This is a genomic window from Shewanella sp. 433 (assembly GCF_059338565.1).
Genome location: NZ_CM181703.1, coordinates 2,951,973 through 2,967,489, shown reverse-complemented (window position 1 = coordinate 2,967,489; position 15,517 = coordinate 2,951,973). Strand labels below are relative to the sequence as shown.

Here is a 15,517-nt window from a genome sequence, read left to right as displayed (position 1 = left end):
CCTTACGCTTCCATGATTGAGCGAGCGGCGGTAACGCCAAACGCCATGCATTCAGGGGTTGAGCATCCACCTAGTCGGCTGACGCCATGGACGCCACCAGAGACTTCGCCCGCCGCGTATAGACCTGGAATTTTTGCGCCGGTTTTCGCTGCAATGACTTCTGCTTTAGTATTGATTTGAATGCCACCTTGGCAGTAGTGCACTTTAGGCCACAGACGCTGCACGATGAATGGTGCGGTGAGATAGATGCCGGTACTCATGTTCATACGTTTGCCAAATTGAGGGTCTTCGCCAGCTTTTACATATGTGTTCCAATCGTCAATCTGTTTTTTAAGCGGCTTGAGGGGCACATTAAAGTGCTTGGCGATAGCTTCTACTGAGTCAAATTCCCACGCGACCTTGTAGCGCAGCACATTTTCCATAGAGGGATCTTTTTGTGCTTCGTGCTTAGGTGCGATCAGCAGTGCTGGGTTTGGTTTGCCGTCTTTATCTCGGCGCTGAACCTCTAAGTCGGCACGGGTTTTTCGGTCAGCGGTTTCGTTCATGAAACGTTGACCAGTTGAGCGGTCAATGGCGACTGAATGAGGGAAGTTATACAGTGAGAAGCCAGCACCATAGCCAAATCCGCCTTCATCTGGTGATGCCCAGGGGCCAGATTGAATAAAGCTCAAGTGCACGGGCATAGCACCCTCTGCGAGCATGGCGATAAGGCCATCGCCGGTTGCGCCACGCGCATTGGTGCAACCCACTTCAGCACCAAGATTTGGATCGAGTGCTTGGCGGAAATTGACGTTGGCACCAAAGCCACCAGTGGCAATAAGCACCCCTTTATCGGCTTTTACATTGATCAGTTCGCCTGAGTCTTCGTGACCAAAATGGTAGCCGCGACGCACTTTGATGCCAAGAACTTTGCCATCTTCGGCTGTAATTAAGCCTTCGAATTTATGACGGATTTTAGTTTTTACACCGTAGCTACGTGCGGTTTTTAACATAGGACGAATAAAGCCAGAACCACTGCGCTCAATCACTTGGTGACTGCGAGTGGCGCTTGTACCGCCAGTATTGATGATGTGATCGCGGTAAACGCAGCCGCAATCTTTGGTGAGTTGGTAGATATAGGGGCCAAGCTCGGCACTATGACGCAGGAGTTCTTCGCTTGCGTAGCCGCGGCCAGATTTTAGTTGGTCTTGCACCATCAACTCAGCGCTGTCTTCAATACCCAGCTTCTTTTGTAAGTCGGTATTAGCAAAACAGGCTTGGCCTGCGTTGAGTGTGCTGTTGCCGCCATAAACACCTAGCTTTTCAAATACCACAATATCTTTCGCGCCGAGTTTACCGGCTTCTACCGCAGCCGCCAGGCCTGCAAAGCCTGATCCTACAATAACAATTTCGTGTTCTTCATCCCATTTGATATCCGATGGACTAGCATCTGAGCTGAAGGGGACTAGTGCGCCAGCAGCGGCACCAGCGCCTAGTTTTAAAAATGAACGTCTTGTTTGCATTTGTTACCTCCAATTAACTTGGGGTAAGAATATGGTTTGTGAGTTAAGCTCTTTATGCGCCAAATCACACTTTGAATTGGGGGAGAAAGTTTTATGTGATGATGATTAAGAAAACTTTTCTTTTAAGTATCTAATTAGTACTGGGGCCATAAAATAGCATAAGTTTTTAATGTTAATTGGTATGACTATGCGGTGTCCCAAAGATAGCTGTGAAGCATTAAGGTGTAACCAACTTCTGGATGAGGCTGAGCAACTAATTGATAATCAAGGAGTTGTTTCTTTTAGGTTTGCGCAGATAGCCAAGCAGGCGGAGTGTTCAACTAATACCTTATATAAATACTTTGAGTCTAAAGAAGATGTTTTAGTTTGTCTTTTTTTAAGAAATACCACTTCTAGTCGGATCCCGGTATTTATTTCAGAGAACCCTCAATTTAATATCCAGCAATTGTCAGTACTACCTATTTTATTTACTTTTCAAGTTGTAAAAAGAAGCCCGATTTTTAATATTTTGCGAGTTGTATCCATAAATAGTATGTTTTGGCAACTAGCGAGTTCGGAAAAAATAGAGATATTACGTCATCGAGTGAACCTGTTTTGGAGTTGTATTCGATCGCCCATTGAAGAGGCTGTTGCTCAAGGTGAATTAGTCGCCACAGAGATGGATGTTAAGGAGTTAGTGCAATCTTTGTACTTCTTTTTAGCGGGGGCTACCTCCTCTTACGAAAGTCGGCTGATGGATGAATACTACTTTACTCCCGATGATGAGACGGGTTTTCGCCATATTAGCCGCTTAATGAATCGTTATTCTTGGAAGACGCCGATCACACAAGAGATGATGCGCGACATGGTGTTGATGATCAGTGAGTTTCTCGATAGAGGTGAGGGGAAGGTTCGCACCTGCGAAACCTGCTTGGCGACGGGGAAGCGCCATGATTGTCGGTGATTGATAATCTAAATTGTGGGTTGGGAGATGATAGCATTAGATGCTTAAGGATCGATGATAGTCTTCATTGTGCTTGATATTTCCAAGTAGCTTTTCAGTATTGCACCTTATTAGCCGTCATTTATACAAGTTTAAAATCTCATTATTAAGGCAGGATATGCAGTTTTATTGGCTGAATCTCAAAAGTAGCCAGTATATAGGCTATGCCAATGGTTGTGATCCCATGTTTTTGCCTCTACGTATCACGGTTATTGCTCCACAAAGAGAAATACTGTGATAGACATTCATGTAAACGATGATTTTGCGACGACTGTGCCTAAATGCCCAAGGCAATTGGCAGTCATTCCCTTGCCGTTATTTATTTTACCCAATGGCATTCAGCGCCTACGCATTTATGAGCCTCGCTACTTATCTATGATAGCGCAGGCTGGTGAGCGAGGTGGATTTGTGATTGCTCGTTTTGATAACGAATTAGCATTTAATGTTCCTAATTGGGGGACTCGCGTGGAAGTGATTGACTTTCATGCGGGCAAGGATGGCATATTAGTAGTTGATGTTAAGGCCATGCACCTAGTAAGTTTGAATAACATGGTGTATAGAGACGATAATTTGTTGTTAGCCGATACTTGTTATAAACCGCACTGGGATCGGTTGAGTATTGACAGCTCGTCAATGGCACTAGGGCGCTTGCTTGAACAGCTATTTGAAGACAATGATGCTCTGGGGCAATTATATGGAACAACCCATTTTGATCGTCTAGACTGGGTCTGTGCTCGCTTTTTAGAAATATTACCTTTATCTTTGAATGAAAAGGAGAAGTTCATTCACCCATCGAGTTTTGAACAGTTGACAGTATTTCTCCACAGTCTGATTTTTGGTAACGAAAATATTAATTGATCCATTTAGTTTTTGCTCGCGTAATGCACTTTAATACTTCAGCAATGGTTGGTTAAGATGCAACAAACAGTAAGCAAAAGCTACCCAAAGAGGGAGAGCAACATTAACGCCAATAATATTGAGACTCAGGTTCCAACGGAGTTGTCTCATTGGCTTGACTCGGTTGCTGTGCAACGCGACAAGCAGGCATTTACTGAACTGTTTCAGTTTTTTGCGCCCAAAATTAAACGGTTTGGCATAAAACAGTTAGGTAGCGAGGCACAAGCTAATGAGTTGGTGCAAGAAACCATGACGAATGTGTGGCGTAAGGCCCATTTGTATAATGTAGACAAGGGTGCTGCAACCACTTGGGTGTACACCGTGATGCGTAATGCATCATTTGACATGTTAAGGCGTATCAAAGCAAAAAACGAACAAAACCTTGGCGATGATATTTGGCCTATCGATCAGGCTCAAGATGAAGCACAAAGTGAAGAGTCTAACTTTGGCGACCACTTAATGGAGAAGCAGATGTTGAATTATGTCAACACTCTGCCGCCAGCGCAGCAAGCAGTGGTCAAAGGGGTTTATTATCAAGAGTTGTCTCAAGAGCAATTGGCACAGCAATTGGGTGTGCCAATCGGCACTGTTAAGTCGAGATTAAGGTTAGCGTTAGCCAAGCTCAAGCAACAAATGGGAGAACAGTACAATGATTAAACATCATCCAACATTAAATGTATTAAACGGTTTTGTTGCTGGTGATTTACCTGCTTCTGTTTCTGTCATTATTGCCAGTCATGTTGAACTTTGCCGTGAATGTGCCAAACAAGTACAGCAGCTAACAGAACAGGCAGCCATGAAGGCATTTGATATAAATGAAGAGGATGATTGGCTCAATGAGCAGTTATCTGAAGAGCAATTTATCAATCAAGCATCATTCAGTGATGAGCATCGAGCGACTCAGTGGCAGTCAATCAGTGAGATAGAGGTTGATTGGGACAGTGCCTCAATGATTGATGCGATTACGGCATCACCTGCAGAGGTAAAATCTGCTGTGGCACAAACCGTCACTGAAATTGAAGTGGCAGGTCAGCGTATTTCGTTGCCTCGGGCGATGAAGTCAATTGGCCTGCGAGAATGGCAAGGACTTGGCAAGTTGTCTCGTGCAAGACTGAGCCTTGATGATGATGACATTAGAGCCAGCTTATTGCATATAGATAAGGGTGGCAGTGTGCCGTGCCATACTCATAAAGGGTTTGAAATAACGTTATTATTACAGGGTAGTTTCGATGATGAAATGGGCCATTACACAGCAGGGGACTTTATCTGGCTTGACGGTGACCATACCCATCAACCGATAACGCAAGAAGGCTGTGTCTGTTTAACGGTATCGAGCGATGCAATTCACTTTACCCAAGGTATGAGCCAGTTGCTTAATCCAATAGGACGATTCATCTACTAAAATTGAGTAGAGTATGAGGGTGAGATGATGGACAAAAAACTTAAAATTGGCATTAGTGCTTGTGTGATGGGGGAGCCTGTCCGCTATGATAGAGGCCATAAAAAATCCAATTTCTGTGTAGAGCAGCTCAGTGACTTTGCTGATTTTAAGCCTGTCTGCCCTGAAATGGCGATAGGTCTCCCGGTACCAAGACCGACCATTAGACAGATCATTCGTGACAATATTATTACGGTATCGCGTCCCGATGGCAGCGGTGATGTTACTGAACAGCTCACCGAGTTTGGTCAAAGGGCGGCACAGCACTATGGCGATCTCGCTGGGTTTGTGTTCTGCGCTAAAAGCCCGAGTTGCGGTATGGAGCGGGTTAAAGTGTACCATCATCACGGCAAAGGTTCTGAATCAACGGGCGTAGGCTTGTTTGCTCAGCAAGTTATGCGACTTAATCCGTTATTGCCCTGCGAAGAAAATGGTCGCCTTAACGATCCGGTTATTCGCGAGAATTTCATTACCCGCATATTTACTTATCAAAAGTGGCTCGATCTTAAAGCCAGTGGGATAAGCAAACATAAGTTGATTAATTTCCATAGCGTGCACAAATACTTAGTGATGAGTCACCATGTTGAGAGCTATCGCGAGCTGGGCCGTTTGTTGGGCCGCGCGGATATCGAACTGGACGAACTCGCCGAGCGTTATATTGCTGGCTTGATGGAAGCGTTAAAGAACAAAGCTTCACGTCGAAGCCACACCAATACGCTACAACATTTGCAGGGATATTTTAAACGTGATTTAGATGAGGCAAAGCGCAAAGAACTCACCGATGAGATTGCCGCTTACCATCAAGGATTACAGCCTTTATTAGTGCCTCTGACTTTAATCAAACACTACTTGATTGAGTACCCAAATGAGTACCTGCAAGAGCAAGTGTATTTAAATCCCCATCCTAAAGAGTTGCGTTTGAGGTACGGATATTGAGCAGTATCTTATGGATCCGTCGTGATTTAAGAATCCATGACAACCCCGCCTTGAGTGAAGCCATTGCTCAAGGCGTTAACACCGCCGTATTTATCTCGACGCCAAAGCAGTGGCAACAACATGATTTAGCCCCCATTAAAGCTGACTTTATACGGCGACATCTAGATGGATTTGCTCAGCAACTCGGTGCTTATGGCATCGAGTTTGTCCATTTGTCGGCCACAGATTTTGCTCATCAACAACAAGTGTTGCTGCAATTTTGTCAGGCTAAGGGCTGTGATACTGTGCTGGCCAATACTGAGCCGGAAGACGATGAGGTGGTTCGCGATCGTCACATTGCCCAGTCTGGCTTACACCTTAGGTTATGGCAATGTGATACCATTTTGTCCCCTGGCAGTGTGCTCAATAAACAGGGCGACATGTTTAAGGTGTTTACGCCGTTTAAAAATGCGTGGTTAAAAAGAGTGCAGCAGGTGGGGATTGAATGTGTGCCATCGCCTGCCGCCTCAACAGTATTACCAAGCGATGTCTCTATCGCACCAGTGACGTTTGATTATCCGCAGCTCGACTCCAGTGCTTGGCCGTGCAGCGATGCCGTGATGGCCGAGGTGCTACCGCGATTTTGGCAATATAAGTTATTAAATTACGCCGCGACTCGCGATTTCCCCAGTATTAAAGGTACATCCGGTATATCCCCCTATTTAGCTATAGGCGCCATAAGCCCGCGTTGGCTGGCGTTGCAGTTAATTCAAGCTCAACCTGAGGTGATTTACGATCAACAGCATGGCGCTTTTACTTGGTTAAATGAGCTTATCTGGCGTGATTTTTATCGCCACCTGCTATTCCACTTCCCCAATTTAGTCAAAGGGGATAATTTTCAAACTAAATATCAGTTAGCGCAGTGGCCGGGCAGTGATGAGGCGTTTAACGCTTGGGCGCAAGGTCGAACCGGTTACCCCATTGTCGATGCGGCAATGAAACAGCTGCTTCACACCGGCTGGATGCATAACCGTCTGCGTATGATAGTTGCCAGCTTTTTAACCAAACATCTGTTAGTCGACTGGCACAAAGGTGAGCGTTTCTTTATGCAGCACCTTATCGATGGTGATTTCAGTGCCAATAATGGCGGTTGGCAATGGGCGGCAAGCACGGGCTGTGATGCTCAACCCTATTTTCGTATTTTTAATCCTATCACTCAGAGTCAAAAATTTGATCCCCAAGGTGAGTTCATTCGTAAGTATTTGCCAGAACTTAAAAATGTGCCCGATAAATATATTCATTTTCCCCATGAATATATCGAGAAAAATGGCGTGGTTAGCGAATATTGGCAACCGATTGTTGATCATAAACAAGCACGCTTAAGGGCCTTGGCATTCTACAAATCTTATTAGGACTTATGGATGATGGCGCAATCTTTATGGTTACAGAATTTTATCGCGGTTTACACTGAGCTTTCGACCGATAATTTAGTATCGCTGGAAAAGATCTATCATCCTGATATTGAATTTGTCGACCCAATGCATCAAGTGTTCGGGCTACCGGCTCTGCTTAGCTATTTTACAGGGTTATATCAGCATCTGATCAGTTGTGATTTTGAGATTGAGCATGTGCTCGAAGGGGAGCGTGAGGCTGCGATTTATTGGACTATGACCTTTCGTCATAAACAGCTGCGTGGCGCTAGCCCTATTTCTGTTCAAGGCCATTCTCATCTAAAGGCGCAGGACAATAAGGTAATTTATCACCGCGACTATTTAGATGTGGGGGCGATGTTATATGAACACATTCCATTACTTGGCCGTGTCATTCGCGCCATCAAACAGCGCGCGGCTAAATAATGTCGATGCCAGCAAAGCAGGAGGATAAGATGCGTATTATGATAACGGGAGCTACTTCTGGCATTGGTCGGGCCTTAGCCGTATCTTATGCTAAGGCCGGTCATCACATTTTAGCTTGCGGCCGCAATCAGCAAAAACTGGATGGTTTGGTTAAGGAATATCCCAACATCACCCCACTGTGTTTCGATTTAACTCAATATCAGCAATATCCAGTAATTGATAAGGTCGATTGGCCGTTAGATCTATTGATTTTTAATGCGGGAGATTGCGAATACATCGACGATGCTTTGCATTTTGATGCCAAGCGGTTTGAGAGAGTTATTAACATCAATTTAATTTCAGTTGCTTACGGCTTACAGTCTTGGCTTAATTTGGTAAGGCCCGGTGGTCGATTGGTGATGGTTAGTTCTAGCGCTGAGATGTTAGCCTTACCCCGAGCCGAAGCTTATGGCACATCAAAAGCGGCGTTAACTTATCTGGCTAAGGTGTTATCGATAGATTTGGCTCAGCATGATATTGAGGTTAGCTGTGTCCATCCTGGTTTTGTCGATACGCCATTAACCGAGCGAAACACTTTTGCCATGCCTATGTTGATGACCACAGAGCAAGCCGCCACTAAGATTATTACTGGTGTGGCTAAAGGTAAGCGTGATATTCGTTTTCCGGGGTTATTTATATTTACAATGAGATGCTTACAGTTACTGCCATTTTCCATTTGGCGTCGCTTAGCGATAAGGATAAATAAATAATGAAAAGGATCGCCGTGATTGGCTCTGGCATTTCAGGATTAACCTGTGCCTATTTGCTCGATAAGCAGTACGACGTGACTGTGTTTGAGAAAAACGATTATGTTGGTGGCCACACTGCCACGGTTGATATTACCCATCAAGATAAGCAATATGCTATCGATACCGGTTTTATCGTATTTAACGACAGAACTTATCCCTACTTTAATCGTTTACTTGAGATGTTAGGTATTGCTGGTCAGCCTACCGAAATGAGTTTTAGCGTACATAATCGTCAAACTGGGTTTGAATATAACGGTCATGGTCTCAATTCATTGTTTGCGCAGCGCAGAAATATCTTTCGTCCTCAATTTTGGCGTCTCATCAGCCAAATTTTGAAATTCAATAAATTGTGTAAGCAAGCCTATAGTGAGCAAGCGATTGCACCTAACGCCACCTTAGGTGATTTTTTACAGCAACATGGTTTTTCTGACTTTTTTAGCCAACATTATATTTTACCCATGGGTGCTGCCATTTGGTCGACTAGTTTGGCCGAGATGAAGCAATTTGAACTGAAGTTTTTTATCCAGTTTTTTTATAATCACGGCCTACTTAATATCTCTGACAGGCCACAATGGTCAGTGGTGCCCGGTGGCTCGCGGGTCTATGTCGAGGCCATCTTGGCTGAATTGTCTAAACCGGTATTGACTGAGTCCCACATCGAGTCGGTCCGCAGAACATCTGATGGCATCGTGATTAAGCTGGTTAATAATGATGCTTTAGTGTTTGATGAGGTGATTTTTGCCTGTCACTCAGATCAGGCATTAGCCCTGCTAGGCGATGCCAGCGATGAAGAACAGTCGGTATTAGGTGCCATTCCTTATAGCCGAAACGAAGTGGTGTTACATACCGACATTGCACTGTTGCCCAAAAGGCCACTGGCCTGGGCCAGCTGGAATTACATGCTCGATGACAATCTTAATCGACCTTCCTGTGTCACCTATAATATGAATATCTTACAGGGCATTGATAGCGACAGTACTTTTTGTGTCACCCTCAATCAGAGTGACGAAATTGACCCCAATAAGGTATTACGTCGGTTTGTCTATCATCACCCCGTGCTTAATGATGCTAGCGTCAGAGCTCAACAACAGCGCTCACAGATATGTGGCCAACGTGGTACCCATTTTGTTGGCGCATATTGGTATAACGGCTTCCATGAAGATGGCGTGCGCAGCGCGCTGGATGTCACTAAACGTTTTGGCCTGACCTTATGAGCCAAGATGCTAATATAGAGCACAGTGGTATTTACAAAGGAGAGGTGCGCCATCGTCGCTATGGCGATATCACTCACGCCTTCAACTACAAGATGTACATGATGGGGATCGATTTAGATGAGTTGCCACAACTTATGCAACGCAGCAGGCTGTTTGGCAGGGATTGGTTTAATCCAATTCGGTTTTTAGAAAAAGATTATCTTAAGAATGAACCTGGCAGCCTTAAGCAGCGTATTGGTGACAAAGTCAGGGCGTTAGGTGGTGAATGGAATGATGATTGGCGGGTACTGATGTTGGCACAATGTCGCTGCATGGGTATCTATTTTAGTCCGATAAATTGCTACTTTTGTTATGACGGAGCGGGTGAGTGTCGTTATATGCTAGCGGAAGTGAGCAACACCCCATGGCAACAGCGACACTATTATTTACTGGCGCTGGGGCAAGAGCTGAAAGTGAAAAAAGCCTTTCATGTGTCGCCATTTATGGAAATGAATATGACTTATCATTGGCGCATTACTCCGCCAGCAAACAAGGCGCTAGTGCATATTGAGAATCACCAACATAGTAAAGTTTTTGATGCGACTTTGGCTTTAACAAAATTCCCAGTGAGCCAAGGTGAGCTCACTAAAACCTTGCTTGCAGCGCCTTCGATGACACTCAAAATGGTGCTAGGGATATATTGGCAAGCATTGAAACTATTTATTAAACGGGTGCCGTTTATTGCTCACCCGGGATCAGATGAAAAAACATAAATACGACAGTAATGTCCGATTAGCGAGGTTGAAATGGAACAGCTTGTAAAACAAAATCAAACGCTTAACCCTCGTCATGCTTTAGTGAATACTGGGGCTAACCAAAAATATAGAGCGTTGATTGTCAAGCTTTTAGCGCAGCTGCAGGATGCCAGCATCGAGCTTATCGAAGGCGACAAGCATCAAATACTGGGTGATAGAGAGGCCCAACTGAGTGCGCAAATTGTGGTGCATGACAGTAGTTTTTATAAAGACATTATCCAAGGCGGCAGCATAGGTGCAGCAGAGGCCTATTTAGATGCCAAATGGACCAGCCCAGATTTAACCCATCTCATTCAAGTCATGGCGAGAAACCAAGCTAAGCTTGATGCTATCGAAAGCAAGATGGCTTGGGTCACAAAGGTGAAAAACCTCTTTTTACGTCGCAAAAACCTCAATACCGAGCAGGGCTCTAAGCGTAATATTTTGGCCCATTATGATATTGGTAACGACCTGTATGAGCGCTTTTTAGATTCGAGTATGCTCTACTCGTGTGCGGTATATAGTAGTGAAGCCACCAGCTTAAGTGCCGCACAGCTCAATAAAATGCACACCATCTGCCAAGGGCTTGAATTACGCTCAACTGATCATGTTGTTGAAATTGGTACAGGTTGGGGGGGACTTGCCATCTATATGGCGCAGCATTATGGCTGCAAGGTGACCACCACCACGATTTCAGATGCCCAATATGCCTTTGCTAAGCAGCGTATCGAGCAAGCGGGCTTAAGCGAGAAGATCACCTTACTCAAGCAAGATTATCGCTTACTCGAAGGGCAATATGACAAGCTAGTCTCCATTGAAATGATTGAGGCCGTGGGCCATGAGTACCTAGGCACTTTCTTTGAAACCTGCTCAGGGTTACTCAAAGCCGATGGCAAAATGCTGATCCAAGCCATTACCATTGCCGATAGCCGTTATGATAAATACCGTAAAGGAATTGATTTTATTCAAAAATATATCTTCCCTGGCGGCTGTTTACCTTCGGTAGCCGTGATGACATCGCATATGGCGTCGCGCACCGACTTGGTGGTGAGTGAGATAAATGATATCGGCTTACATTACGCCAGAACCCTCAATGATTGGCGCCAAGCTTTCGAGCAGCGTTGGGATGAGTTAGTTAAACTTGGCTACAGCGATGAATTTAAACGTTTGTGGTTATTCTACTTTTGTTATTGCGAAGGTGCCTTCAAAGAGCGGGTGATCAGCACGCATCATCTGGTTGCCAGAAAACCCCGTTATGTGGGAAAAGCCGATGAAGCGATTTTGGATTATTAACTTACTGTTATTTCAGCTATGTTGGTTTAGCGCCGCCTTGCTTGGCGACAATGCAGCGCTGGCTATGATTTTGCTTATCGCACTGCATTTTTTACTGTCGCCCACTCGCAAAGCCGATGCTAAGTTACTCTTGTTGGTGCCAATTGGTATCGCGGTGGATAAGCTACAGCTTGAATTTGGTGGTTTTAGCACAGTCGATGTGGGCTTTCCCCTCTGGCTCGCTTTACTCTGGTGCATCTTTATCATCAGTTTTAATCACAGTTTACATTGGTTAACTCGGCAGAAGAGTTGGGTTGTTGTCTTGTTTGGCGCCATTGGTGGTGCCAGCAGTTACTGGGCTGGCATTCAGTTTGGTGTATTACAGGCCCGTTGGAATGAACTCATGCTGGTGGGATCACTCATGCTGGTGTGGTCGCTGCTAATGCCGCTACTGATCACTGGCTATCGGTTGTTACAGCCGCCAGCGCTTGCCAATATAACGAGGTGACTTATGTTTAAATGGTTAGCTGTGATGCTACTCAGTAGCAGTGTTTATGCCTCTCCCATTAGCCAGCTTGAAAAGATTGGCGCCGGAGAGATGACCTATCTATTTTGGACCTTATATCGCGCCGAACTGTTTGCCAGTGAGCGGCCATTCTCAATAGAGGCAGGTACAGATGACAAAAAAATCAAAGCGCTGCGTATCGAATATTACAAAACCATAGATAAACAGGCATTAGTCGAGGCCACGGCAGAGCAGTGGCAACACCTAGGCTATAGCCCCGCCGATATTGCCCAATGGGTCGCGCCACTGCAGCGTATTTGGCCCAATGTGGCCCCAGGCGATAGATTAACTTTGCTGGTTAATCAAAGTGGTGAGAGTCAGTTTTATATGGCAGATCAATTAATAGGGAAAATAGATGATCCCCGCTTTGGTGAGGCTTTTTTAGCGATATGGTTGTCTAAAAATACGTCTGAGCCCAAGCTTAGGCGACAACTTCTGGGGTTAAGCCAATGAAATATTTGATGTCACTGTTATTGTTGTTACTGGTTACGGCCTGTGGTTCAGCCAGTTTAGAGGAGCATAGAGGCACTCAACCTGAATTAAAGTTAGAACAATTTTTTGATGGCAAGTTAAAGGCTTATGGCATTGTGTTAGATCGTTCGGGCAATTTATTACGTCGCTTTGAGGTCGATTTAGTCGCTAATTGGCAAGGCGCTAACGGCGAAATCAAAGAATGGTTTGAGTTTGACGATGGTGAAAAGTCGACTCGAATTTGGCAGCTAAAGAAAGTGGCTGAGAGTCAATATGAAGGTCAAGCCGGTGATGTGATTGGTATTGCCAAGGGTAGGACCCAAGGCTCGGCGTTATTTTGGCAGTATGATTTAGATATTGTAGTCGATGGCGAGACCTACCAAGTGACCCTAGATGATTGGATGTTCCTACTCGATGAGAACCGTCTATTTAACAAGACAGACATGAGTAAGTTTGGTTTTAAAGTGGGTGAAGTAATTCTTTATATTGAAAAAATCTAGTCAATGACATTGATAATCGCATCGGCGATAGCACGTTTGCCGATGCGTTTTTGTTGCTGATGATGCAGGGTTACCTTGCATAACCCATGAGCTCATGCGTCCAACATTATTAAGCGTTACTCTTTGGCCTCTGATGCGATAATGGTTTTAATACCATGGGCATGCACTTTGATACAGAGGTTAGCGCGCTTAAAGGCGATGGTCGGATTGGCTAAGCGTTCATGCTCTCCTTGGGGGGAGCTGCATTTTACCTTGATATCTGTTGTACCTGCTAACACTGGCGCCAGAGTGGGGACAGCATTAAGTAGTTGCTGGCTGAGTTGCTCAATGTTTTGTGCTTCGCCTGGCAAAACCACCTCGATGTGCTCCCACCCTTCACAGGGATAATGCTTATTACTTGGGTAGGGCAGTTCGACGCAGTCGATAAGCATATCACCCAGTTGCAGTGGCGTATTAAGCGCGATGATTAATATCGGCCGGCCATTAATCATGTTGTTAGAGATAATATGGCCTTGTTGGCCAAAATAGTCTTTAAGCAGCTCGGCGCCAGTCTCTGAGTTAACACGTACGGCGACATGATCGCAAGCAAGCCCTAGGGTATCGAGTTGTAATTCTTGTAAAAACTCTTGAATACCATGGCTAAAATGCGGCCAGCTATGTTCAAGTTCGTCTAGGGTAATGTGGGGTTTTGTCATCGCATTGGACTCTTTTACTGACATAAAAAGATAGTGGTGAGTGCAGGATGAGCTATTAAAATCCTCCTGCTAGTGTCAAATGGCATTAACACCATAAACATCATAGTGCTAGTGTGTGACTAACGTTACGGCCAGATCTCTATGGGCGTTCCTGTTTCTATCGCCTGCCATAACTCATCGATTTCATGGTTTTTCAAGGCGATACAACCATCGGTCCAGTTGAGTCGCTGGGCTTCATCTGGGGTTAATGACGAATTGGGGTTCTGGCCGTGGATCATGATTTGTCCACCAGGGTCTATCCCTAAGGCGGCGGCGCGTAATCTATCTTCTTCATTGGGATATGAGATATGAATCGCACGGTAGTAGGCACTGTCGGCTTTTTTGTAGTCGAGAAGGTAGCGTCCTTCAGGGGTGCGCTGATCGCCTTCTTGAAGCTTATGTCCCGTGGGGCGATCGCCCATGGCAATCGTATAGCGGCGCAGTACTTTGCCATCGCGCATTAATTGCATACTGGCTTGTGATTTATTCACAATGACTAAATCGACTTTACCAATCTGGTCAGTACTGTGGTTAGAGCCATGAAAGCTGGCAGATTGCTGGCTCGAGGTGGCCCAAGTTGAACTAGTATTGAGCAGTAAGGCGCACAGTAAGAGCTGTTTAAAAAGTGTTTGCATGGTCATTGATTGATAAATAAAACCGCCGTTTGGGTGTTCATCATACCTTATTTTAGATTAAGCTGGATCAGTTTGTTGAACCCATTATTATGCACATATTCTCCGCTGCTGATACATATAAAAGGATGTTAATTTCTGATGAACGCCACCCCTGAGTTGTCTCGCCGCGAAAAATTACGCGATATCATTTTTGGTACCGATACTAAGGCTGGCCGCTATTTTGACTTGGTCTTAATCGTTTGTATTGTCCTTAGTGTGGCGTTGGTTTTCCTTGATACTATCGAAAGTGTTAATAGCCGCTACGGCACATGGATCCGTATTGCCGAATGGGGCTTTACTGGCATTTTCACCCTCGAGTATCTACTGCGCTTATACTGCTCGGCGAAACCTTGGCAATATGCTCGCAGTTTTTACGGGGTTGTTGACTTGTTATCCATATTACCCAGTTACTTGGCGCTATTTTTCCCTGGTGCTAACTTCACCTTAGTGATCCGAGTGCTGCGCTTGTTCCGTATCTTCCGAGTGCTTAAGCTACTGCGGTATTTAAGTGAGGGAAATGTTTTACTGCGGGCGATGATGCAATCGAGCCGTAAAGTATTCCTGTTTTTCTTTTCGGTCAGCCTGATTGTGATGGTGTTGAGTGCGGTTATGTATGTGGTTGAAGGGCCGGAAAATGGTTTCTCCTCTATGCCTCAATCCATCTATTGGACCATAGTGACCATTACGACGGTGGGCTATGGTGATATCACCCCGCAAACGCCGCTTGGTCAAGGTATTGCCGCTTTTACTATGTTGATAGGCTATTCCATTATTGCCATTCCAACGGGGATCTTAACCTCCGAGATCTCTCAAGAGGTGGTGCGTAGAAAAGATCTCCGCCGCTGTAGTAACTGTTTAAAGTCGGGCCATGAGTTAAACGCCCTATATTGTGATAAGTGCGGCAGTGAGCTTGAGACCGATCTTTAATCTGCAATA

18 protein-coding genes and 1 pseudogene are annotated in these 15,517 nt (G+C 45.1%); 16 read left to right on the top strand and 3 right to left on the bottom strand.

Going from position 1 to position 15,517, the window contains the following annotated elements; translation table 11 throughout:
- Window positions 1–2 precede the first annotated feature (2 nt).
- Window positions 3–1,502 carry a flavocytochrome c gene (locus AC5YB1_RS13095; RefSeq protein WP_494519544.1) on the bottom strand — a complete coding sequence of 500 codons (1,500 nt, stop codon included), beginning with the start codon at window positions 1,500–1,502 and terminating at the stop codon, window positions 3–5.
- A 169-nt stretch (window positions 1,503–1,671) separates the two neighbouring features.
- On the opposite strand from AC5YB1_RS13095, the pseudogene AC5YB1_RS13090 reads away from it, so the two are divergent.
- The 15 genes and pseudogenes from AC5YB1_RS13090 to AC5YB1_RS13020 all read left to right on the top strand — a co-directional run.
- Window positions 1,672–1,854 (top strand): annotated as a pseudogene (locus AC5YB1_RS13090) (TetR/AcrR family transcriptional regulator); the annotation flags it as partial.
- A gap of 180 nt (window positions 1,855–2,034) precedes the next feature.
- Window positions 2,035–2,445: a hypothetical protein gene (locus AC5YB1_RS13085; protein WP_494521678.1), complete on the top strand. Its 411-nt coding sequence runs from the start codon at window positions 2,035–2,037 to the stop codon at window positions 2,443–2,445.
- A 273-nt stretch (window positions 2,446–2,718) separates the two neighbouring features.
- Window positions 2,719–3,342, top strand: a complete 624-nt coding sequence (locus AC5YB1_RS13080; RefSeq protein WP_494519543.1) for an LON peptidase substrate-binding domain-containing protein — start codon at window positions 2,719–2,721, stop codon at window positions 3,340–3,342.
- A gap of 48 nt (window positions 3,343–3,390) precedes the next feature.
- Window positions 3,391–4,038: a sigma-70 family RNA polymerase sigma factor gene (locus AC5YB1_RS13075; protein WP_494519542.1), complete on the top strand. Its 648-nt coding sequence runs from the start codon at window positions 3,391–3,393 to the stop codon at window positions 4,036–4,038.
- Entirely contained in the window at window positions 4,031–4,783 is a 753-nt protein-coding gene (locus AC5YB1_RS13070) for a ChrR family anti-sigma-E factor (RefSeq protein WP_494519541.1), read from the top strand. Before AC5YB1_RS13075 ends, AC5YB1_RS13070 begins: the two co-directional genes overlap by 8 nt.
- A 24-nt stretch (window positions 4,784–4,807) precedes the next feature.
- Window positions 4,808–5,755 (top strand): YbgA family protein, encoded by a 948-nt coding sequence (locus tag AC5YB1_RS13065; RefSeq protein ID WP_494519540.1) that lies wholly within the window; start codon window positions 4,808–4,810, stop codon window positions 5,753–5,755.
- The gene (phrB, locus tag AC5YB1_RS13060) at window positions 5,752–7,146 is read left to right on the top strand and encodes a deoxyribodipyrimidine photo-lyase (protein ID WP_494519539.1); all 1,395 of its coding nucleotides are present in this window, start codon (window positions 5,752–5,754) and stop codon (window positions 7,144–7,146) included. The genes AC5YB1_RS13065 and phrB overlap by 4 nt, the downstream gene beginning before the upstream one ends.
- Before the next feature lie 9 nt (window positions 7,147–7,155).
- Complete coding sequence (locus AC5YB1_RS13055; protein WP_494519538.1) at window positions 7,156–7,590, top strand: nuclear transport factor 2 family protein; 435 nt, start codon at window positions 7,156–7,158, stop codon at window positions 7,588–7,590.
- Between the two features lie 29 nt (window positions 7,591–7,619).
- Window positions 7,620–8,339, top strand: coding sequence for an SDR family NAD(P)-dependent oxidoreductase (locus AC5YB1_RS13050; RefSeq protein WP_494519537.1), 720 nt, complete (start codon window positions 7,620–7,622; stop codon window positions 8,337–8,339).
- The gene (locus tag AC5YB1_RS13045; protein ID WP_494519536.1) at window positions 8,339–9,592 is read left to right on the top strand and encodes an NAD(P)/FAD-dependent oxidoreductase; all 1,254 of its coding nucleotides are present in this window, start codon (window positions 8,339–8,341) and stop codon (window positions 9,590–9,592) included. The genes AC5YB1_RS13050 and AC5YB1_RS13045 overlap by 1 nt, the downstream gene beginning before the upstream one ends.
- Window positions 9,589–10,344, top strand: a complete 756-nt coding sequence (locus tag AC5YB1_RS13040; RefSeq protein WP_494519535.1) for a DUF1365 domain-containing protein — start codon at window positions 9,589–9,591, stop codon at window positions 10,342–10,344. The genes AC5YB1_RS13045 and AC5YB1_RS13040 overlap by 4 nt, the downstream gene beginning before the upstream one ends.
- 33 nt (window positions 10,345–10,377) lie before the next feature.
- Window positions 10,378–11,658 (top strand): class I SAM-dependent methyltransferase, encoded by a 1,281-nt coding sequence (locus tag AC5YB1_RS13035; RefSeq protein ID WP_494519534.1) that lies wholly within the window; start codon window positions 10,378–10,380, stop codon window positions 11,656–11,658.
- Window positions 11,636–12,145, top strand: a complete 510-nt coding sequence (locus tag AC5YB1_RS13030) for a DUF2878 domain-containing protein (RefSeq protein WP_494519533.1) — start codon at window positions 11,636–11,638, stop codon at window positions 12,143–12,145. The genes AC5YB1_RS13035 and AC5YB1_RS13030 overlap by 23 nt, the downstream gene beginning before the upstream one ends.
- 3 nt (window positions 12,146–12,148) lie before the next feature.
- A complete protein-coding gene (locus AC5YB1_RS13025; protein WP_494519532.1) occupies window positions 12,149–12,655 on the top strand; it encodes a chalcone isomerase family protein in 507 nt (168 codons plus the stop codon).
- Window positions 12,652–13,173 (top strand): DUF3833 domain-containing protein, encoded by a 522-nt coding sequence (locus AC5YB1_RS13020; RefSeq protein ID WP_494519531.1) that lies wholly within the window; start codon window positions 12,652–12,654, stop codon window positions 13,171–13,173. Before AC5YB1_RS13025 ends, AC5YB1_RS13020 begins: the two co-directional genes overlap by 4 nt.
- Window positions 13,174–13,289: 116 nt before the next feature.
- Here the strand turns inward: AC5YB1_RS13020 and AC5YB1_RS13015 are convergent, their stop codons facing one another.
- Window positions 13,290–13,868: a VOC family protein gene (locus AC5YB1_RS13015; RefSeq protein ID WP_494519530.1), complete on the bottom strand. Its 579-nt coding sequence runs from the start codon at window positions 13,866–13,868 to the stop codon at window positions 13,290–13,292.
- Window positions 13,869–13,993: 125 nt separating this feature from the next.
- A complete protein-coding gene (locus tag AC5YB1_RS13010) occupies window positions 13,994–14,542 on the bottom strand; it encodes a L,D-transpeptidase family protein (protein ID WP_475516412.1) in 549 nt (182 codons plus the stop codon).
- A gap of 138 nt (window positions 14,543–14,680) precedes the next feature.
- On the opposite strand from AC5YB1_RS13010, the gene AC5YB1_RS13005 reads away from it, so the two are divergent.
- On the top strand, window positions 14,681–15,508 hold the full coding sequence (locus AC5YB1_RS13005) for an ion transporter (RefSeq protein WP_494519529.1): 828 nt from the start codon (window positions 14,681–14,683) through the stop codon (window positions 15,506–15,508).
- Window positions 15,509–15,517 lie beyond the last annotated feature (9 nt).